This is a genomic window from Spiroplasma endosymbiont of Nomada rufipes, from assembly GCF_964277355.1.
In the GTDB taxonomy this organism is placed as follows: Bacteria; Bacillota_I; Bacilli_A; order Mycoplasmatales; family VBWQ01; genus Spiroplasma_E.
This window is the reverse complement of the sequence record NZ_OZ195517.1, coordinates 876,730-897,505: the sequence shown is the minus strand read 5'-3', so window position 1 is coordinate 897,505 and position 20,776 is coordinate 876,730. Positions and strand designations below refer to the sequence as shown.

General features: G+C 24.1%; 24 protein-coding genes. 15 read left to right on the top strand and 9 right to left on the bottom strand.

The features are described from left to right. Positions 1 to 35 precede the first annotated feature (35 nt). Together ACICQF_RS04915 and rdgB are read left to right on the top strand one after the other, a co-directional pair. The gene (locus tag ACICQF_RS04915; RefSeq protein WP_395473708.1) at positions 36 to 551 is read left to right on the top strand and encodes a cob(I)yrinic acid a,c-diamide adenosyltransferase; all 516 of its coding nucleotides are present in this window, start codon (positions 36 to 38) and stop codon (positions 549 to 551) included. Continuing rightward, positions 551 to 1,144 carry an RdgB/HAM1 family non-canonical purine NTP pyrophosphatase gene (rdgB, locus tag ACICQF_RS04910; RefSeq protein ID WP_395472988.1) on the top strand — a complete coding sequence of 198 codons (594 nt, stop codon included), beginning with the start codon at positions 551 to 553 and terminating at the stop codon, positions 1,142 to 1,144. The genes ACICQF_RS04915 and rdgB overlap by 1 nt, the downstream gene beginning before the upstream one ends. 488 nt (positions 1,145 to 1,632) lie before the next feature. Here rdgB and ACICQF_RS04905 read toward each other — a convergent pair whose 3' ends face one another. After that, positions 1,633 to 2,466, bottom strand: coding sequence for a hypothetical protein (locus tag ACICQF_RS04905; RefSeq protein ID WP_395472987.1), 834 nt, complete (start codon positions 2,464 to 2,466; stop codon positions 1,633 to 1,635). A gap of 241 nt (positions 2,467 to 2,707) precedes the next feature. Then, positions 2,708 to 3,355 carry a hypothetical protein gene (locus tag ACICQF_RS04900; RefSeq protein WP_395472986.1) on the bottom strand — a complete coding sequence of 216 codons (648 nt, stop codon included), beginning with the start codon at positions 3,353 to 3,355 and terminating at the stop codon, positions 2,708 to 2,710. A gap of 135 nt (positions 3,356 to 3,490) precedes the next feature. On the opposite strand from ACICQF_RS04900, the gene ACICQF_RS04895 reads away from it, so the two are divergent. From ACICQF_RS04895 to ACICQF_RS04885, 3 genes are all read left to right on the top strand, one after another. After that, positions 3,491 to 4,765: a hemolysin family protein gene (locus tag ACICQF_RS04895; protein WP_395472985.1), complete on the top strand. Its 1,275-nt coding sequence runs from the start codon at positions 3,491 to 3,493 to the stop codon at positions 4,763 to 4,765. Between the two features lie 75 nt (positions 4,766 to 4,840). Then, a complete protein-coding gene (locus ACICQF_RS04890) occupies positions 4,841 to 5,911 on the top strand; it encodes a hypothetical protein (protein ID WP_339038964.1) in 1,071 nt (356 codons plus the stop codon). Positions 5,912 to 6,004: 93 nt separating this feature from the next. Then, positions 6,005 to 6,166 (top strand): hypothetical protein, encoded by a 162-nt coding sequence (locus tag ACICQF_RS04885; protein WP_395472984.1) that lies wholly within the window; start codon positions 6,005 to 6,007, stop codon positions 6,164 to 6,166. Positions 6,167 to 6,511: 345 nt separating this feature from the next. On the opposite strand, the gene ACICQF_RS04880 is transcribed toward ACICQF_RS04885, so the two are convergent. The 3 genes from ACICQF_RS04880 to trpS all read right to left on the bottom strand — a co-directional run bounded on the left by ACICQF_RS04880 (position 6,512) and on the right by trpS (position 8,415). Next, positions 6,512 to 6,856: an HAD hydrolase family protein gene (locus ACICQF_RS04880; RefSeq protein ID WP_395472983.1), complete on the bottom strand. Its 345-nt coding sequence runs from the start codon at positions 6,854 to 6,856 to the stop codon at positions 6,512 to 6,514. Positions 6,857 to 6,975: 119 nt separating this feature from the next. Further along, positions 6,976 to 7,290, bottom strand: coding sequence for an HAD hydrolase family protein (locus tag ACICQF_RS04875; protein ID WP_395473707.1), 315 nt, complete (start codon positions 7,288 to 7,290; stop codon positions 6,976 to 6,978). Positions 7,291 to 7,389: 99 nt separating this feature from the next. Continuing rightward, a complete protein-coding gene (trpS, locus tag ACICQF_RS04870) occupies positions 7,390 to 8,415 on the bottom strand; it encodes a tryptophan--tRNA ligase (RefSeq protein WP_339038969.1) in 1,026 nt (341 codons plus the stop codon). 379 nt (positions 8,416 to 8,794) lie between these two features. Between trpS and ACICQF_RS04865 the strand changes: the two genes are divergently transcribed. From ACICQF_RS04865 to ACICQF_RS04855, 3 genes are read left to right on the top strand one after another with little or no spacing between them, the layout of a single operon-like run. Next, positions 8,795 to 9,055, top strand: a complete 261-nt coding sequence (locus ACICQF_RS04865; protein WP_395472982.1) for a hypothetical protein — start codon at positions 8,795 to 8,797, stop codon at positions 9,053 to 9,055. A 28-nt stretch (positions 9,056 to 9,083) separates the two neighbouring features. Continuing rightward, complete coding sequence (locus tag ACICQF_RS04860; protein WP_395472981.1) at positions 9,084 to 9,689, top strand: hypothetical protein; 606 nt, start codon at positions 9,084 to 9,086, stop codon at positions 9,687 to 9,689. Beyond that, positions 9,652 to 10,224: a hypothetical protein gene (locus tag ACICQF_RS04855; RefSeq protein ID WP_395472980.1), complete on the top strand. Its 573-nt coding sequence runs from the start codon at positions 9,652 to 9,654 to the stop codon at positions 10,222 to 10,224. The genes ACICQF_RS04860 and ACICQF_RS04855 overlap by 38 nt, the downstream gene beginning before the upstream one ends. A 50-nt stretch (positions 10,225 to 10,274) precedes the next feature. On the opposite strand, the gene ACICQF_RS04850 is transcribed toward ACICQF_RS04855, so the two are convergent. Beyond that, complete coding sequence (locus tag ACICQF_RS04850; protein ID WP_395472979.1) at positions 10,275 to 10,580, bottom strand: hypothetical protein; 306 nt, start codon at positions 10,578 to 10,580, stop codon at positions 10,275 to 10,277. A 514-nt stretch (positions 10,581 to 11,094) separates the two neighbouring features. On the opposite strand from ACICQF_RS04850, the gene ACICQF_RS04845 reads away from it, so the two are divergent. The 3 genes from ACICQF_RS04845 to ACICQF_RS04835 are packed head-to-tail and all read left to right on the top strand — an operon-like array spanning position 11,095 to position 12,766. Then, complete coding sequence (locus ACICQF_RS04845; protein ID WP_174481244.1) at positions 11,095 to 11,490, top strand: Spx/MgsR family RNA polymerase-binding regulatory protein; 396 nt, start codon at positions 11,095 to 11,097, stop codon at positions 11,488 to 11,490. 23 nt (positions 11,491 to 11,513) lie between these two features. Beyond that, positions 11,514 to 12,329, top strand: coding sequence for an NAD(+)/NADH kinase (locus ACICQF_RS04840; RefSeq protein ID WP_395472978.1), 816 nt, complete (start codon positions 11,514 to 11,516; stop codon positions 12,327 to 12,329). Positions 12,330 to 12,367: 38 nt separating this feature from the next. Continuing rightward, positions 12,368 to 12,766 carry a hypothetical protein gene (locus ACICQF_RS04835; RefSeq protein ID WP_395472977.1) on the top strand — a complete coding sequence of 133 codons (399 nt, stop codon included), beginning with the start codon at positions 12,368 to 12,370 and terminating at the stop codon, positions 12,764 to 12,766. A 1-nt stretch (position 12,767) separates the two neighbouring features. On the opposite strand, the gene ACICQF_RS04830 is transcribed toward ACICQF_RS04835, so the two are convergent. Next, positions 12,768 to 13,103, bottom strand: coding sequence for a rhodanese-like domain-containing protein (locus ACICQF_RS04830; RefSeq protein ID WP_395472976.1), 336 nt, complete (start codon positions 13,101 to 13,103; stop codon positions 12,768 to 12,770). A gap of 119 nt (positions 13,104 to 13,222) precedes the next feature. Here ACICQF_RS04830 and ACICQF_RS04825 point away from each other — a divergent pair, with 119 nt between their 5' ends. The 3 genes from ACICQF_RS04825 (at position 13,223) to ACICQF_RS04815 (ending at position 18,533) form a co-directional block, all read left to right on the top strand. Next, positions 13,223 to 15,337 carry a polyribonucleotide nucleotidyltransferase gene (locus tag ACICQF_RS04825; protein WP_395472975.1) on the top strand — a complete coding sequence of 705 codons (2,115 nt, stop codon included), beginning with the start codon at positions 13,223 to 13,225 and terminating at the stop codon, positions 15,335 to 15,337. Between the two features lie 178 nt (positions 15,338 to 15,515). After that, entirely contained in the window at positions 15,516 to 17,285 is a 1,770-nt protein-coding gene (locus ACICQF_RS04820) for a ribonuclease J (RefSeq protein WP_395472974.1), read from the top strand. Between the two features lie 297 nt (positions 17,286 to 17,582). Beyond that, the gene (locus ACICQF_RS04815) at positions 17,583 to 18,533 is read left to right on the top strand and encodes an IS30 family transposase (RefSeq protein ID WP_338979395.1); all 951 of its coding nucleotides are present in this window, start codon (positions 17,583 to 17,585) and stop codon (positions 18,531 to 18,533) included. 146 nt (positions 18,534 to 18,679) lie between these two features. Here the strand turns inward: ACICQF_RS04815 and ACICQF_RS04810 are convergent, their stop codons facing one another. Next, positions 18,680 to 18,877 carry a hypothetical protein gene (locus ACICQF_RS04810; protein WP_395472973.1) on the bottom strand — a complete coding sequence of 66 codons (198 nt, stop codon included), beginning with the start codon at positions 18,875 to 18,877 and terminating at the stop codon, positions 18,680 to 18,682. Positions 18,878 to 18,889: 12 nt separating this feature from the next. Then, positions 18,890 to 19,330 carry a hypothetical protein gene (locus ACICQF_RS04805; protein WP_395472972.1) on the bottom strand — a complete coding sequence of 147 codons (441 nt, stop codon included), beginning with the start codon at positions 19,328 to 19,330 and terminating at the stop codon, positions 18,890 to 18,892. A gap of 344 nt (positions 19,331 to 19,674) precedes the next feature. Between ACICQF_RS04805 and ACICQF_RS04800 the strand changes: the two genes are divergently transcribed. Continuing rightward, complete coding sequence (locus tag ACICQF_RS04800) at positions 19,675 to 20,775, top strand: hypothetical protein (protein ID WP_395472971.1); 1,101 nt, start codon at positions 19,675 to 19,677, stop codon at positions 20,773 to 20,775. Position 20,776: the final 1 nt, after the last annotated feature.

Genomic DNA, 20,776 nt, shown 5'->3' with positions numbered 1-20,776 from the left:
TTGAAAGTAAGTGATAGTATGTAAAAAAAGGTTATATTCATATTTATAAAGGTGAAGGAAGAGGTAAAACCTCAATTCTTAATGGTATGGTAATTAGAGCATTGGGTAATAATCTTAATGTTAGTTACTTACTTTTTTTAAAAAATCGTCCTTCTGGTGAAATTAATTTTTTAAAACAAAATACTAAACTTAAAATTGAAAGTTTTTATGAATCTTCGCAAAAATTTTTTTGAGAAATGGATGAAGAAGAAAAAAATAAATTAAAACAAGAAACTAATTATGGTCTTACTAGATTAAAACTGTTAAGTCAAAGTGATAATAATGATCTTATTGTTGTTGATGAAATTTTAGGGTGTATTCAAAATAATTTGATTAAAGAACAAGACTTAATTGAAATTTTAAAAAATAAAAAATCACATATTGAAATTGCATTATCTGGTAGATATGCATCTTTTGCCTTAGAGCAATGTGCTAATTTAATTAGTGAAGTTAAATCAATTAAACATTATTTTGAAAAAGGTAAAATTGCTCGTGAAGGGATTGATTATTAATGACTGCTAAAACCTTATGGTTTGCATCTAATAATATCGGTAAAATTAATGAATTAAAGAGTATCTTACATACAAAGGGATATAATGTCAAATCAATGTTAGATCTTAATTCTCCTCTTGAAATTAATGAAACAGGTACATCATTTATTGAAAATGCAATTTTAAAAGCAACAACATTTGCAAAATTAGTGAATGGTCCTGTAATTGCTGATGATTCAGGGTTAGAAATATTAGCTTTAAATAATTTTCCTGGTATTAACTCAGCACGATGAAAGGGAGAAATGTCCTATCATGATGCAATGTTAGACATTTTAGAACAAATGGAAGGTGAAACTAATCGTGCAGCAGTATTTATTTCTGCTATTGCTTATGTTGATTTTGATCATAAGATTACTAAAGCATTTATTGGTAAACTTGAAGGTGAAATCACTACTGAGATAAAAGGTAATGATGGTTTTGGTTACGATCAAATATTTTATGTTCCAGTAGTACATGCTACTTTAGGTGAATTGTCATTGGCAGATAAAAATAAAATTTCTCATCGTAATTCAGCAATTCAGCAATTATTAACATTTTTACAAGAACAAAATTAGATAGTTAAAATGAAAAATAAAAAGGATGTTTTAATTCTTTTTTACAGTTTTTCTTTTTTAAAGATTGAATTTTGTTTAGAAACTATTTTAAATAATAGTTTAAGTAAAATAGATAAATTAAAAAAAATTAGTAAAGATACTATGTTAGTTATATCATTTTAGTAATAGTTTACTTGTTTATTTTTTAGTGATATTATTAAAAAATGAAAGAATGGTTTATATAAAAAAATAACGCAAAATGAAGTTGATTCATTACAAGAAGTAGTTGTTATTGGATTTCCTAGAACATATAATACTTTTGGTAATACTGAACTTTAATATTAAAACATAGTATTAGTTTTGATAGTTTTTTAATATTCAAGAAATAAATGAAAATGGTAAACGAGATTTTACTATTAATAGTAGTCAAAAATTTAATTTTATATCAATATAATTTGTTTAAAAATTAATTTTTAAAAAGCTTGTAACTTAAAAGTTACAAGCTTTTTTTACATTTTTGGTAAATTTGGTTTAAATTCACTTGTTGTTGATTGAGTTTGCAAATCCATAGTGTTAATCTTTGTGATTACTTGTTTTGGTCAAAATAGTTCTTTTTGTTCTTCTGTAAATCAAGAAATTTGTTCTTGTGTAAATGATTGTATTTGTTCTTTAGTAAATCATGGAATTTGTATAGGTGTAAATGATTGTATTTGTTCACTTGTGAAACTTTGCATTTGTTTTTGTGTAAATGATTGTATTTGTTCATTTGTGAAAGTTTGCATTTGTATAGGTGTAAATGATTGTATTTGTTCTTTAGTAAATCATGGAATTTGTATAGGTGTAAATGATTGTATTTGTTCACTTGTGAAAGTTTGCATTTGCTCTTTTGTAAAAGCAGAGATTTGTCAAAATGTAAATTGTTCAATTTGATGCACCATTAATGCTTGAATTTGTTCAGGTAAAAATGATTGTATTTGTTGAACTGTAAAACTTTGTATTTGTTCTGCTGTAAGTTCTTTAATTTGTCAATTTGTTAATCATTTTATTTGTTTTGGTGATAATCTTTGTATTTGTTCTGTTGTTAGTGTTGAGACTAATATATTTGTGCTTCTTTTTTTATGTCTGTTTTTAATTTTAGTTGTTGTTAATGGTGTTGTTATTTGTTGTCTTAACTTTTTTCCTCATTCTTGTGATTTTAAAAAAATTTGATATGTTTGTTCAACTTTATTTTTGTGTTCTTGAATAGAATTTTTTCAAGTAATATTTTTTATATTAGTAGGATCTGTACTGTTAGTATTAAAAGTTACCAATTCACTGGTATTATTAATAAGTAAATCATTCATTTTAGATACCTCTTTTTAACTATAAAACTCATTACTTTTTTTAAAGTAATGAGTTAGAAATGTTTAGAATTATTGTTATTTTTACTAAATCTGCTTATCTACTAAAATTTTAGCACCTTATAAATAAAATACAATAAAAAATAAACACGTATCTTAGTTAAATTAATTTATAAAAAATGGAATAATCAATATTAAGAAATAAAAAAGTAAAAGAAGATAATTATATATCTTCTTTTAAAAATTATATAGTTTTTTTAGCAGCAGTTTTTAATAGATTACCTGTGATTAAAGCTGTTAGTTGATCAAAAAACTGATTTGGACTATCAATAGTTCCTCATTCTTGGCCAACAGTTATTAGTTTACCTTTATTAACGATAAAAACAATTGGTAAAGCTTTAAATGCTCTTTCTTTATCAACAGGATTTTGAATTTCCTTGACACCTGAATCAGCAACAGGTGCTGAACTATTATCAGAAATTTTATGGTCAAGTAGTCAATGATAAATTTGTTGTTGTCAACTAATTTTTTTATCATTTCAAAATTGGTTAACAATATCACTACTAGGGTTGGCATAAGGAGATTTTTCATAAATTTTAATATCAATAGTCCCATTAGTAGTAACACTGTTTATTTCAGTTTTCTTTTCTGTTAATCAGTTATCTCATTTACTTGGCACATTATTATTTTTGATTTGCATTGTGTGTAAACCGTCAATAATTTGCTTAGAAAGTGGATTATCAGCAGCACCAAGTATGGCAAAAAAAGCATGCCCACTATTAACATCACTAATAAATTCTTGATATTTTGAATCATCTGTACAAGCACTAACTTGTAAACTAGTTGTTATGCCTATTATTAAGGCTGCTATTAGTCCAAATTTTTTACGCATTTATTTTCATCACCTTCAATATAATATCATAAAGTTATATGAGTAATAAATTAATAATTAAATATAACGTACTAAGTATACTATGTTATAATCTTAATAACAATATAAAAATCAAAAGGAGTAGTTTTTTTCTATATGGACAGTAATTGGTATATTTATTTAATAATATTGCTAGTTTTATTATTTTTAAGTGGTTTTTATTCATCTGCTGAAACATCATTAACTTCTTTAAATGTTATAAGAATTAAATCTATTGGTAAATTACGTAGTAATAAAAGTCGTCGTGCTAATATTGTATTTAAGTTAGTTAAAAATTATAATGTAACTTTAACAACAATTTTACTTGGTAACACAGTAATTAATGTTGGAATTGGTACTTTAAGTACCATATTATTTATTGATTCTTTTCATGTTTCTCCTACTTATGGTCCTTTAATATCAACTTTAGTTTCAGCAATTGTTGTTTTAATTATTGGTGAAATTATACCTAAAAGTGTTGCAAAATTACATCCTGAGACAATAGCTTTAAATTATGCATATATTTTGTATATTATTAATATTATTTTTTATCCAATAACTTTTATTGTTACTTTATTTCAATTTAAAAGTAAAAAACCAACAAGTTCTGAACAAGAACTTATTGAATTGATTTCAATAATTGAAAGAGAAGGAGTTCTTGAAAAAGCAGAACGTGATTTAATTGAATCTGCAATTAAATTTGATGAAAAATCAGTTTTTCAAGCTATGCATCCCAAAAGTAAAATTAAATATATTTATGATGATACGCCACCTAAAGTTATTAAACATCTATATTTAGAAGAAAAATATAGTAGAATTCCTGTTTTAGATCATGTTAATCAAAATGTAATTGGTATTTTAAATATTAAAGAATTTATTATTAATATGTTAGAAAATGAAAATCCAGATTTATTACAATTAATGTTACCAGCAATTTTTATTTCTAAGCGTACTAAGTTAAATGAAGCATTGGAAATTTTACAAACCGAAAGAATGCATATGGCTATTGTCTGCAATAATAAAGATAAAAAAGATTTTAATGGTATTATTACACTTGAAGATATTCTTGAAGAATTAGTTGGTGAAATTTATGATGAAACTGATGAAATTGGATTGATACAAGAAATAGGAACACATAAGTTTCGTGTTGATGGTTCTTCAAAACTTGAAGTATTATTTAAACGTTATTTAAAAAGAAAACCTCCAAATTATAATAAACAAACTGTCCAAGAATGATATATGTTCAAAACAAAAGTGAAGAAAGTAAGGAAAAATAGTCCACTTTTAAAATTTCGAAATTTTTCATTTAAAGTTATAAAGGTTCGCAAAGAATTTGCTGTTTTTGAAGTTGAAATTTTTACTAATAAAAAAATTAAAAATAAATGAGAATAGTTAGTGCAGGATTTTTATTTAAATGCTACAATGTAAAATCATAATTATAATTATGATATGAAGGGGAGGTTAATTATGAAAAAAGGTATTAAATTAGTAACTATGATTGCAGCATTAAATCTTGTAACAGTTAATGGTTTAATGTTAACGTTTTCTCCAGACAGTGATCATTATGTCTATTTAAATAAGCATGATGCTAATGCTAGTTTATTAAAATGAAAACTTTCACCAGAAGATGCAAAGATGGTAAAAAAATATGAATATAAAATCCATCAAATGGCAAGTAAAGAAAGTATTGATGAATTTAATAACTTGTATGATAATAATAAAAGTGATGTAATTTGAAGTAATTATGATAGTTTACAATATGATTTAACTCATACTAAAATTGGTGGTAAAACCATTGATGTTAATTGAGTTGAAATGTATAAAAAAGCTGGTTTAAATAATGAACAATTACAATTAGCAGAGCAACAACAATTACGTTTTTATAATATTTTTGCTAAAGTTTTTCATAAAAACACTGTTATTAAACTAATTCAAAAAGTAGCACCAGTTGCTGTAAGTGATAGCACAGTAGCATGAACTGCTTTTAATTCAGAAGCTGATAATCAACGTATGGGTTATGGTCCTGAATTTGCAAATATTAATTTAATTGATCAACAATTTCAAGAGGGATTTTGATCTTCAGATCAAATAATTAGTGTTACAACTCACGAATATGGTCATGCTTTAAGTAATTTTATTGGTTTAAGTGCTGATGAAAGAAATTCATTTAATGCTAATTGAAAGTGACCAGATAGCAGTTATAGTGATTTTAATACTAATATGACATCAGTTTCTCATAAACTAACTGTTAACAATGATAACAAACAAATTTATGATCGTACTTGATATTTAATTGATTATTTAGGTCAACAAGCAAAATTAACTAATATTAAGCAAGAATTATTATTCGGTTTAATAACAGTTAATAGTAATTATGGTCGTAGTGCCTGATTTAATGGTAAATATAATATAAATCTTGATGATGAATTTTTTGCCGAAAGTTTTGCTAGATGAATTTTAACACCTCAGAATCAGCGTGATTGAGGATGAGAATTAGAAAATAGTTTTTTCTTACATTATTTACCAACGGTTTTATAACATTTTACTAGTTAAAAAGGAGAAATAATTCTCCTTTTTAATTATTTGGTATAATAAATTTAAGTAAAAGAATTGAGGAAAGTAGGTAATTTTATGTTTGGCAAAAATATCCATGATCATGAATCACAGCAAAATAGTTGTTTAAAATGTCAGTATGAAAAACTTTTTAAAACAGGTAAAATATTATTTGATGAATGAGATAAACAACCACCAGCACCTGCTCAATTACTTAAAATAAAAAAGCAATTAAATTAATTAAAAATTAAAATTGAAGAACAAAAAAATGATTCGGAATTAAAGTTTTGTGCCAATCACCCAGAAATTTTTGACTTCTTGCCTTTAGAAGTTTTATAGTTTTTTGTATTAATAGTATTAAAATATTTATATTTAGTAGAAGTTTAATATAATTAATGTCCTATTGTTTTGAAAAATAAAACAATAGGTTTTTTATTTTAGTATATTAAATTTATAAAAAACTTTTTTAAATAAAAACCTATTTACTTTAAAAATAAAGTAAATAGGTTAAAAACTTATATTAATGTTTAAAAACTATATCATATTACAAATATAGAAATAATAGTTAATATATTTTCATTTCCATTAAATATAAATTTCACTTTCTTCATAAGGATTTAATAATTTTGATAAATGATCACCAACGCCACCCTCATCATTAGTTTTAGTAGTAATATCATTGGCAATACTTTTAATAACAATATTACCATTTTTCATTGCTACACCATAGCCAACTTCCATCAACATTTCTTTATCATTAATTTCATCACTATAAGCAATAACATCTCTAATATCAACATTATAATATTGAGCCAAAATGCGAGCTGTAATTCCTTTATCAATAAATTTACTTGAAATTTCAAAGATTAGTTTATTATTATCATAACGATTTCAAGTATTTACCTTAATTGAGTTTGAATATTTTTCCAAGTCACGATATACTTGATCAAGATTAGTATTTTCTTTAAATTCAATTAAAATGGCATTAGCACTCCCTTTTCAATCACGAATTAATTTACTAATTGTAAAAGTATAATTTTCAATAGTATCTAAATGAAAATAAGTTTCAAAGAAATCATCTTTTTTTCAACATACTGCTTTGTTGTAACCGCGTTTTCAATTTGTTGAAAAATATAGTCTTCATTTAAAATATGTTTAACAATTGTTTCAGAAATTGGAAAAACTAATCGTTTGAATTTTTTGATTTTTGGATCATGAATATGGCCACCATTAAAATTGCATAGTAATGTATTAAGACCTAATTCACGATAAAATTTAATTGATCCACGATAAAGTCGACCAGTGACAATACAAACAATATGACCTTGTTTTTGAGCATCAATTAGTGCTTTTTTAGTATTAATATGAATTTCTCGACCACCACTTTTTAATATAGTACCATCTAAATCAACTAGGATTAAATGTTTTTGTTTTTTATTGTATAAAGAAATTGTCTCTTCCTCCTATCTTTCTTTCTCGATAAAATTAATACCCATTGTGTCTTGAACAAAGTTTAATTTTTTAGTAGCAATATTATTAGCAAAATTTGCACCTTCTTCTAAATATTTTGCTAATTGTGATGATTTTTCATTAATAAGTTCTTGGTGTTTTTTTTGCATTGGTTCTAATAAATCATTTATTACTTTAATTACTTCTTCTTTTAAAAAACCATAATTGTGATTGCTGAAGTATTGTTCACAAGTTTTGATATCTTTTTTAGTAATGCTAGCATAAATAGTTAATAAATTACTAACTCCAGGCTTATGTTCTGGATCAAATTTAATAATATTTTCTGAATCAGTAACTGCTTTTTTAATTTTATTGGTAACTTCTTGTTTACTATCGCTTAAAAAAATAGTATTTTTTAGATTAGTATCAGATTTGGACATTTTTTTTTCAGGCTCTTGTAAACTCATAATTTTCTGTGCTTGTTTATCAATAATTATTTTAGGAATTTTGAATAAATCAGTTTTATAATTGTTATTCATTCTTGTTGCTAAAGTTTTTGTCAATTCTAAATGTTGAGTTTGATCAACACCAACTGGCACAAAATCAGCGTCATATAGTAAAATATCAGCAGCCATTAATGCTGGATATGTAAGAATACCTGTTGGAATACTAATCGTTTTATTTTGTTGATTTGTCATTTTTTGACTTTTATCTTTAAATTGTGTCATTCGTTCTAATTCACCGACATAACTATTACATAATAATATATATCCTAATTGACTATGGGCTAAAACATCAGATTGAATAAAAATATGAGATTTATTTGGTATAATACCAGCAGCAAAATATCAAGCGGCAATATCTTTAATATTATCTCTTAATTCTTGTGCTTTTATTGGTAGTGTTAATCCATGTAAATTTGCAACAAATATTAAGAGTTCATGTTCTTCTTGCAATTTTAAAAAATTATTAATTGCTCCCAAGTAGTTACCAAGAGTTAATTTTCCAGTGCTAGTTATTCCAGATATAATACGAGCCATATATTTTGCTTCCTCCAAATTAATTTTTTAATATAATTAATTATCAATGATAAAGTTAAATAATTCAATTAATTATATTAAAATTTGTTTGATTTTGATATAATAAAAACATAAATTAAAAATGGTTTTTGACCCATAGCTTTTATTTTTTAAGAGTAATGGGTTTTTTACTTTATAAAGGAGTTTTTTTATGTTATTTGGAGAAGAAAAATATAAGGATGATTTACAAAAATATTTAAAGAAAATAAAAGATCGAAACAATGTGAAAGAATATCTTCAAACTCTTGGGTTAAAACTTGAGGAATTATAAATCAAGAAACAAAATATTGCCAAAAAACAAGCAAGTTTTGAATTTGAAAGAAAACAACTAGAAGATATATTGAAGAAAGCTGAAAGTCAATTAAGAAATATCAAAGATAGTGAAGATAAAAAAACATTTATTGAACAATATGTTAATAAGATGACTGATAAATTAAAAGCAGTTAATGAAAATATATATACTTTAGAAGTTGAAAGTAAAGAAACTGATAAAGATATAAAAAACAGAAATCTAGACAAAGTAGATAACAGAAGAACCTTAGAAAGAATTAGAAATGAATTATTTAATTTAAAAGAAATAATTCAAGAATCATCTTTTTAATGGTAGTTTAAAAGCATTAAAAGAAAATATGACAAAATTACAAGAAGAAAAAACTAAAATATTAAATTTAAAAAAAGAAATTTTAAAAAAAGAAGAATTGAAATCGGAATCACAAAGTTTAGAAAATTTAATTGCATTAATAAAACAAAAATCAGAAATTGAATTAGAAATTGAAAGATTAGAAAAAAACAAGGAACAATTAACAACAGACATTGATGCAAATAAAGGTCAAATACAATCTATTTTGAATGATAATGAAAGTTCTAAAGAACAATTAATCACAAAAATAGATGAAATAAATTTAAATATTAAAACATTAAATGACAATATAGATGCAAAAACTAATTCAATTTCTTGTTTAGAAAAAGAAATTAAAAGTAATGAAGAAAATATTAGTTTAAAACTAAAATATTCAAAAAATATTTTTCAAAATATTATAGTTTTACAAGATTGAAGAGATAGTATTTGACGTCGTGTTATTTCACTATTAACTTTTGGCATTTTTTGTAATTACAAAAGTGTTCAAAAAAAATTAGATAAAGAATTTGTTAATCGAAGTAATATAAATAAAGAAATTACTGATTTACGAATGGAAAATGAAAAAAAAAATAAAACAAGAAAAAGATTTGTTTAATGAGATATTAAAACATAAAAAAGAGACAAATATATTAAAGGAAAATTGACTAGTATTAAAAGCACAATTAAGCAAAAAGAATAGTACTAAAGAAATAGAAGATTTCAAAGTGACTAATAGTCAAAAACAATTTTTATTAGAAAATACAATACTAAAAATTAAACAACAAAGAGAAAAATTAAAAAATATTTCAATTGAAAATATGCAACCATTAACTGATTTAGAAATACTTCAAAAAGAAAAAAGTGATAAATTAAATTCATTAAATGCCATTAGTTTAGATAAACTTGATAAAGATATAGAAACACTAATAGTAAGAGAAAGTGAATTAAAAATAAAAATTAATGAAAATAAATCATCTATTTCAGATTCTAGTTTAGATAATTTTAAGATAGAAGTAGAAATTGAAACAAAAAAACAACTTTCAGAAGTAGAACCATTTACTAAAGTAAAGCCACTCTTAGAAAAGAGTAATTCTAACGATTCTGGTATTGATATAACAACAGAATCAATTAAAATGATAAGATCAGTTTAATTTATTAAGCTATTTAAATTAAATTTTATTTGTCTTTAAAAGATAAATATTTATAAAGTATTAATTGTTACTTTATTATTTATATTATTTACTGGGTTTTGTAATTCAAAGTTATTGATGTTCGTTACATCAATATTTGCTAATAAAGGAGTTCTATTTTTAGATTTTGAAAATGATACTAGCATATTTTCTACTAATCCTTTAGTGGCATTTGTTATTTTTTTATTACCAACTTGTGTTATGTTTAAACTATGAATTAAAGGTACAGAACCCATTATGCATACTACTAAATTATTTGGATTTAAAATAGTATTTAATTTATCTTTATATTGATTTTCCATTTCTTGTATTATCATAAAAAAATAAAATAGTTGATAAACTAAGACCAGTTAATAATATTCCGGTGGAACTAATTATAGTTCCAATTATGAATTCTTTAAAATATTTACTGTTATTATTTTGAATAGGCATGTTTAGTTAACTCCTTGTTTTTTTACGCATAAAAATTATTTATTTTTAATTATTTACTTTAAAATAAAGAAAATTTAATTTTATAATTTCATTATATTATAATTCAAATTATTAATAAAATTTGATAGTAAAATATATGTTAAATTTTTTTATAAAATTTAAGGAATAAAAGTATCTATTTTTCAAAAAATAATATGATATAATATGTGGGTGAAGGATATAGCGGAAAAGGTCTTTCATGTACTTATTTTCTAAGTTTGGTCAAAGATAGTGTGGAAATATATATTATTATAGTAATGTAGAGTTTATTAACTTTTATCTTTTAAAGATAAAAAAATATTAATTTTAAAAAAGAGTATTTAAATCAAATGTAGTCTAAAAGCAAAGAGGGGTATTGTCATGATTAAAATATATGTTTCGCCAAGTTGTTTGTCTTCAAAAAAAGTTATTCAATTTTTTGATAAACATAAAATTCCATATATTAAACGTAATATTATCCATAATCCATTGACCGATACTGAAATTAAATTATTATTAAGATTTGTACCAAATGGTGTTGGTGATATTATTTCAACAAGAGCAAAGTTTATTAAAACACATGCTATTAATATTGAAAAGTTAACAATGTTACAAGTTTTTGATTTAATTAAAACTTCACCAACTGTTTTAAAACGTCCAATTATTGTTCAAGAAAATAAACAACGTATTCAAATTGGTTATAATGAAGACGAGATTGAATTATTTTTACGTGGTTCTATTGAAAACGAATTTGAAGATTCTTGTGAAATATTTTAATTGAAATATGATTGGAATACATGATGAAAAATTATAAATTTACAATTATTGCTAATAAATATGAGAATTCTCAATCATTAGCTAAGGAATTAAGGGCCAAGTTATTGGCCCTTAAAGCACTTGAAGATACTTCTTTTCCAGATATTGTTTTTATTATTGGCGGTGATGGAACATTTTTAAAAGCTGTTCATGATTATAATAATATGCTCAATACTGTTAAGTTTGTTAGTTTTAAATGTGGTAATCTTGGTTTTTATGAAAACTTTTTAAACACAGAAGTTGACAAAGTATTAATGTGAATTGATAAAAATGATAATAATTTAATAGTAAATAAATTTTCATTATTAGAAGTAAATATTAATAATAAGATTTTATATGCTATTAATGAAGTTAAATTTGTTAATTTAACAACAACTCTTTCATGTCAAGTGTTAATTAATAATCAATTATTTGAAAACTTTCGTGGTTCTGGTTTAGTTATTGCAACAATAACTGGTTCGACGGGTTTAATGAAATCACTTGGTGGTGCTGTTTTAATTTCAAATCATAACTTAATGCAATTTCATGAAATTGCTCCAGTAGATAATAATAGTTATCGCAGTTTAAATTCACCACTAATTTTGGATGAAAATCATGAAATTACTTTGAAAAATATTCAAAAAGATAGTAAATTGAGTGATTTTGGAAAATTAATTGTTGATACTTTTGATTTTAATGATAAACTAAATGATAAGGTAACAATTAAATTATCAGAATTAACGTTACAAGTTTTAGAATATCGACTTAATCATTATTCTTTACTTGCTAAAGTAAAAAAAGCTTTTATTCAAGAAGATTAAGAAAATATTTAAAAATATATTAATTAAGGAAGGTAATCATGCCAATTTGACAAATAGTATTATTAGTTATTGCATTGTTATTTGCTGTGGCTAGTATTGTGATTTGAATATGAAATGTTAGTACAGCTAAAAAATTACGCAATCAACAAGAAAGTAGTTCAAAACCTATTAATAAACCACAAAAATTCCCATTTAAATTACAAAATTTTATTGTTGATTTAGGGGGAATTGATAATATTAAAGAGACAACAGCAACAGCAAATAAAATTAAGGTAGAGATTATTGATCATTCAAAAATTAATTTTAATAATCTTAAAAAAATTAAAAATCGTGGTATTTTAGACCAAGACGATAGTGTTAGTTTAGTCTTAGGAACTTATTGTAATAATTTAAGTATTGCTATTAATGATCTTATTAAATTAAATAATGAGAAATAAGTTATTTTTTGTAATATCCATAAATACCATTAATTAAAACATAAGTGTTAGTATAGCCCAATTCTCTGAGTGTTAGTGCAGCAGCAGTTGAACGATTTCCTGCATTACAAATAGTTATAATCACTTGATTTTTGTTTTCAATATATTTACTAGGATTTTTAATCAAATCATGGTAAGGAATATTAACAATATTAAGTTCACCATTATCATTTGTTATTTTTTTTAAAATTTGATATTCAGCAACATCACGAACATCAATAATTAAAGCTTTATTTTTAATTTTATCAAAGTCTTTATTTGAAATTGAAATTTCATTTTGAATTTTATGTTTAAACATAAGTTATGACCTCCTAAAATAAAATTGTTCTATAACTTATTTTAACATTTTATTATGCTATAATGCTCATAGTTGCGACAAAAAATGGAAGCTAAGGAGTAAATGCTAAGGAGTAAATAATGTTAAGAGAAAAATTCCTTTTTAAAGAAGGAAAATATGAATTAATTGTTGAATTAGGTACAATGGCTAATTTAGCAGAAAAATCAGTAAAAATTACTTATGGAAATACAGTTGTATTAACAACTGTATCATATAATGAAGTTATTAATAATCAAGATTTTTTTCCATTACAAATAGTTTTTCAAGAAAAGTTATATTCAGTTGGTAAGATTCCAGGTGGTTTTTTAAAGCGTGAAGGTCGACCTAGTGAATATGCAACACTATGTGCTAGATTAATTGATCGTTCAATCCGTCCATTATTTCCAAAAGGTTTTGTTAATGAAGTGCAAGTTGTAAATAATGTTTTTGCGTTAGATGATGCTTGTGATGTTAGAGTAAATGCAGCTTTTGGTACTTCACTTGCTTTAGGATTAAGTAGTTTGCCATTTCAGGGTCCTAGTGCTACTGTTGTTGTTGGTAAAATAAATGATGAACTTGTCCTTAATCCAACACAAGAGCAATTATTAAATTCAAAAATGGAATTGATTGTTGGTGGAACAAAAGATGCCATCAATATGGTTGAAGCTGGATGTCATGATATTTTAGAAAAAGATATGATTAAAGCATTAAAATTTGCACATGAACATATTATTAAATTAATAATTTTTCAAGAAAGTATCATTGAAAAATTAAAACCAAATAAATTTAAACCACAGTTAGCATTAATTCCTGTTAATATTGAACAATTTGTAGAAACAAATTGTCAATCACAAATTAGTAAAATTAGTACTACTGTTGATAAAAAAAGTCGAAGCAACTTGATTAAAAATTTAGTTGAAGAAACATTTCAAAGTTTTAAAAATAAATTTAATCAAGAAGTTTTAAATGTTGGTGAAGAAACAACTATTCATAATTTACGCAAAAGTATTGATCAATTATTACAAAAAGCAATGCGTACTATGATTTTAAAAAATAATGTACGAGTTGATGGACGAAAAGCAGATGATATTAGAAAATTAACAAGTATGATTGATGTTTTACCTATTGTTCATGGTAGTGCAATGTTTACTCGTGGTGAAACACAAGTTTTATCAGTTTTAACTTTGGGTGCACTTGCGGAACATCAAATTATTGATGGATTAGGTAAAGAAGAGTATAAACGTTTTATTCATCATTATAATTTTCCTCCATTTTCTGTTGGTGAAACCGGAAGAATGGGTGTTCCTTCACGACGTGAGATTGGTCATGGCGCCCTTGGTGAAAAAGCATTATTACAAATTATTCCTCTTGAAAAAGATTTTCCTTATACAATTAGATTAGTATCAGAAGTATTAGCATCAAATGGTTCAACTTCACAAGCAGCAATTTGTGCTTCATCAATGGCATTAATGGCTGGTGGTGTACCGATTAGAGCTGCAATTGCTGGTATTGCCATGGGTTTAATTAAAGAAGAAAAAGATTTTACAATTTTAACTGACATTCAAGGATTAGAAGATCACTTAGGTGATATGGATTTTAAAGTGGCAGGAACAGCTAATGGTATTTGTGCTTTACAAATGGATATTAAAATTACTGGTATTGATTTTAATATTATTACACAAGCTTTAGAAAAAGCCAGAATTGCGAGATTACAAGTATTAGCAAACATGAATGAAGTAATTAAAAAACCTAGAACTACATTGGCACCTAATGCTCAAAAAATTATTCAAAAGTTAATTCCAATTGATAAAATTCGTGATATTATTGGTGTTGGTGGGAAAGTTATTAATAAAATTATTACCGACTGTGATAATGTTAAAATTGATATTGAAGATGATGGACGATTGATGATTTATCATAATGAACAATCAGCCATTGATAAAGCTTGACAAATTATTGAAAGTATTGTTAATCCTGTTCAAATTAAAATCGGTTCTGAATTTGATAGTAAAGTTGTAAAAATTGTTAATTTTGGTGTTTTTGTTAATTTACAAGATAAGATTGATGGTTTAATTCATATTTCAGAATTTTCAAAAAAATTTAATAAACGTATTGATAATTTAAATAATGTCGTTAAAATCAATGATATAATTAAAGTTCGAGTAATTAAAGTTGAAGATAATAGTAAGCTTAGCTTAGAAATTATTGATAAATAATTTGAAACTATTTTTAATGAAAATTAATTACAGTTTTATTATTAAATTAGTGTTAAAATAATAATAACATAATATAGCAGCATCTTGGGAATTTAAGTTAAAGTTTTAATTTTTATGTTCTTCTAAGATATTAAATTTTATAAAATAAAAATAAAGAAAGTAGAAAACTGGTGAAAACATGGCAAAGATAAAAGTATTTGCTCTGGGTGGATTAGATGAACGTGGTAAAAACTTATATGTTGTTGAAGTAAATGATAAGATATTTGTATTTGATGCCGGCATTAGACTCCCAGAAAGAGAAATTTTAGGAATTGATATTATTATTCCAGATTATACATATTTAAAAGAAAATAAACATCGTATTCAAGGTATATTTATTTCAAAACCATCTGATGATGCTTTTGGAGCACTACCTTATATTTTAAAAGACTTTAATAAAATAAAACCCGAGTATAAAGTTCCAATCTTTACTAGTAAACTAACTGATTTTATGATTAAGCAGAAATTAGAACGTTTTCGTTTTATTAATCAAAATGAAATTATAATTAAAACTATTGAACCCGAACAAAAAGTATCATTTGGTAATGTTGTTGTTAAAACATTTAAAACAACTACTTCAATTCCAGGTAGTTTAGGTTTTGTTCTAACTGTAAATAATGGTGAAAATATTAAATTAAATGAAACAATTGTTTATACGGGTGATTATATTTTTGATGGTGAACATCGTAGTGATTTTACTACTGATATTCAATATTTAGCTAGTGTTTCTAAAAATGATGTTTTATTATTAATTAGTGAAGCAACATGTGCCAATAGAAAAGCTTTTACAGCTCCTAAGCATAAAATTCAAACTATTATTGAGCCAGTATTAAAAGAAGCACCAGGAAGGGTTATTCTTGCATGTTATGATCAAGATTTATATCGTGTTAGTGAAATTCTTAATGCTATTAAAGAAACTGACTCTAAACGTAAAATTGCAGTTTATGGTGCAACTTTATATGATATTTTATTAAAAGTTAATGATTTAAACGCTTTCAATATTGATAAATCACAAATTATTAATTTAGCACAAACAATTGGTACTAAAGATACAGTAATTATTGTTACTGGTAGTGGTGAGCGTTTATTTACTAGAATGAATAAAATTGCTATTGGTAATGATGATTATTTAAAACTTGAATCCCAAGATACAATAATTTTAGCAACTCCACCAATTCCAGGAAATGAATTGGCTCATGCAGCCTTATTAGATGACTTAGCACGTACTGATGTTAAAGTTATTAATATATCAGAAAAACAAGCTTGAAGTTTAAATGCTTCTTATGAAGATATTAAGTTAATGGTTAATATTATTGAACCAAAATATTTTTTGCCAGTTAAAGGTTTATATAAAGATTTTGTAGCAGCACAAGCAGCAGCCATTGATGCTGGTGTATTACATAACAATGCTTTAATTCATGATAATGGTGAAGTTATTACTTTTGAAAATGGTAAATTAATTGATAATTTTGTTAAACAGTATGTTGCACGTCCTTCTCGTTTTAATGATAAAAATGCTACTAATAAAACAACAGATAACTTAATAAAAACTGGTGATGTATATGTAGATGGTATTGGTGTTGGTGATATTGGTTCCATTGTTATTAGTGAAAGAAAACAATTACAACGTGATGGTATTTTAATTACAGGAGTGACAATAAATCGTAAAACTAAAGAAATTGTTTCTTTAATTGATGCACAAATGCGTGGTGTTGTTTATTTAACTAATAATGAAGAAATGTTGAAAAAATTGCAAAACATTATTATTAATGTTATTGAAAAATATAAAACTAATAATGCTTTTAGTCTTAGTGAAGTTAAGACTAAAATGAAAAATGACTTACAAGATTATATTAAAAAAGAAACTGGTAAGTTACCTATGATTTTAACAGTTGTTAATGAAATTTAAGGTTAATGATAATATCATTAACCTTAACTTATATAATTTTTCATATTTAAACTAATTTTAAAATTTATATAATGTTTAGTAAATTAGAACTAGTTTAGAAAATTACTAAAAGCTATTGAAAATCAATTTAAAATAATTTATAGTGCATTTAGTAAAAAAACATGAAAATTATTGCTGGAGAATTTGAAAGTAAGCTGAATTATACTTGTAAGTGCAAGTAAATAAAATTGCAAAAAATTCTCATATAAAAATTTCATAATGCTAAATTTAGTTTAGAAAAAAGTAAGGAGTTTTTATATGAGTTATAAACATCTTGGCATAGATGAAAGGATTTATATTGAGAATCAATTGAAATTTAAATTTAAAATTAGTGAAATAGCTAAAAATCTTAATCGAAGTATTAGTACTATTATTCGAGAAATTAATAGAAATAAAGATAATAATCATTATTTTTCATTAATTGCACAAAATAAAGCTGAAAATCGAAAACAATCACATATTAGTTTTCATAAGTTTAAAAATAAGAATTTAGTAAAATATGTACAACAAAAATTACTATTAGGTTGATCACCTGAACAAATTTATGGCAGAATTAAAAATTTTCATAAAGAGTGAGTTATTAGTTTTAAAACAATTTATACTTGAATTTATTTTGGAATGCTTGATAAAGTTACTAGTAAAAATTTAAGAAGAAAAGGTAAAAAACGAAAATCTAAAGAAAATCGTGGCAAGTTTAATGGTAAATCAATTAAAGAACGAGATATAAATGTTAATGATCGTATAACACTTGGTCATTGAGAAGGAGATACTATAGTATCATCACGAGGTAAAAGCAAATCATGTTTAATAACTTTAGTTGAAAGAGTATCACGATTTACTTTAGCAATATTAGTTAAAAACAGAACTACTAAAGTTATTAATAAAAATGTCAGTTATTATTTATCAATTCTTCCTAAAAACATTGTTAAAACTATTACTTTTGATCGTGGCAAAGAATTTTCAAATTGACAACAACTTGAAAAAAATTTAGATGTAAAAATTTATTTTGCCAATCCATATTCACCTTGACAAAGAGGTACTAATGAAAATACTAATGGTTTAATTAGAGAAAAATTTCCTAAAAAATTTATTTTTTCAAAAACTAATAAAAATGAAGTTCATAAATTTATATTGTCTTTAAATCAAAGACCGAGAAAAATATTAAATTATCTTTCACCAATCGAATATTTGGATAGAAAAATAATTTAGTTGCACTTACCTTTACAATTTAGCGTAATAAAAAAATTTCTTCAACTGGTATATTAGTTTTGGTTGAAGAAATTTTTTATTTTATTAATTAAAAATCTAATAACTTTGTAAACTACATTATATAAATTAATAGAAAAATTTAAAATTTAAAAATTTCATGGATTATAATGTCCTTTACCTTTTATTTTTGCTGCATTTTCTGCTTCTGCACGTTCTCTTTTTTGTCTTTCATCTTCTTCAGCTGCTCTGGCGCGTTCTCTTAATTCTTTAGCTCGATCTTCTTTTAATTTTTCTTGAAAAATTTTTTCTCGTTTTTCTTCTCTTTCTATTCTTTGTTTTTCCATATATTAATTTGCTTATTTTACACGTTGGCTTTCTTCTTCAGCTTTTCTATTTTTTTCTTCTCTTTCTCTTTCTTCTTTTTGTTTTTGTCTTTCTTCTCTTTCGGCTTTTAATCTAGCTTGGTCTCTTTCAATTTTTCATGGTTGTTCTGCTTGTTTTTCAGCTTCTCTTTGCTTTTCTTTTTTTTCTTGTTCTTCTTTTTGTCTTTTTCTTTCTTCTCTTTCGGCTTTTAATCTAGCTTGGTCTCTTTCAATTTTTCGTAGTTGTTCTGCTTGTTTTTCGGCTTCTCTTTGCTTTTCTTTTTTTTCTTGTTCTTCTTTTTGTCTTTTTCTTTCTTCTCTTTCGGCTTTTAATCTAGCTTGGTCTCTTTCAATTTTTCATGGTTGTTCTGCTTGTTTTTCAGCTTCTCTTTGTCTTTCTTGTTCTTCTTTTTTATTTTTATTAAAACCCCACATTGTTTATGTCCCCTTTAAAATTAGAAAATAAAAACCCATTTTACTTTAAATAAAGCAACGGGTAAAACTTATATTAAGTTTACAATGATTATATAATATTATATAAATTAATTGTTAAATAAATATAAATAAGAAAAATGATTTATTTTAAATTTTTAAAATCTAGAAAATAATGAATATGAAATTTAAATAATACATTTTTTATGATAAAAGTATTAAAAAATTAATATTGTTTTTTGCAATAATAAATCAAAAATCGATTATAGAAAGATATTACATATATCAATTATGTTATACTATTTTTATAAGTTATTTTGTGGAGAATATTAAGAGGTGATGTTCTTATGATTAAAAATGGCATTAAAATATCAAAATCTCAATCTCGTGGTGATGAAGTTGGATTACTTTTTTTCTTATTAGTAATCTTCTTTTTCCTAATGGTTAGTTTAACTAGATTTTCAATAATTGGTAAAGTACTTGATGATTTTCTTTTTTCTTTTTTATTTGGGTGAATGAAATATGCTGTTTATTTCTTTCTTTTTTTAATGATTATTCCTTTAGCTTTTGGTTATCGCATGCAATTTAAATTGAAGTATATTTTTGTTTATTTTTTATTTTTAGTGATTAGTTGTTGGATAACGCAAACTTTAACTTTAATAATTTTAGGAAAGAATAATTTATGAACTAGTTATTATAATTTAAACCTATTAAATATTAGTGAAATATACGTTAAAACATGATGAAATACAAATGGTATAAATAATTATCTAGGTTTTTTTGCTTCACCAATTTCTTTTAAAGATTTTAGTGTTGAAACCTTTTTTCCAGCATATGCTACTGGTGGCATTATTAGTAATGTTTTAATAGGTATTTTTAATTATGGTTTTTTTGTTACTAATTTAATTGCAAACTTTATTAGTATTTTTTCTTTAACTTGTTTATTTATTTTTAATAAACCTTTTATTTTCTTTAGCAAAATGAAACAAATTATTAAACAAATTATTATTAATAATAAAAATAAAAAGCAAAAAAATAAAATAAATGCTGATTTAAAACAAAAACATATTAAGTTAAAAAAAGAAAAATTATTAATTGATAAACAAGTTAAAAAATCTTTTAGAAAAGAAAATAGTTTTAATAAGGAATCAAAGAAGGAACCGCCTATATCACCAGTAAAAAAAGCAGAAATAAAACAAAATGAAATAAAACAAAATGAAATAAAACAAAATGATAATAGTGACATTATCAATAAACCTTCTTCGCCTATTGTTTATTTTAATGAAAATAGTTATTTAACTCCTTTTGGTAAAATTGACCCTGAAAAACAAAAATATGTAATGAGTAATAGCAAAGGTACTCTGGTAGTTAAAAAAAGTTTAGAAGATAGTATTTTAAATCGTGAAATTCTTAATGATAACGAAACTATTATTAATAACGAATCATAAG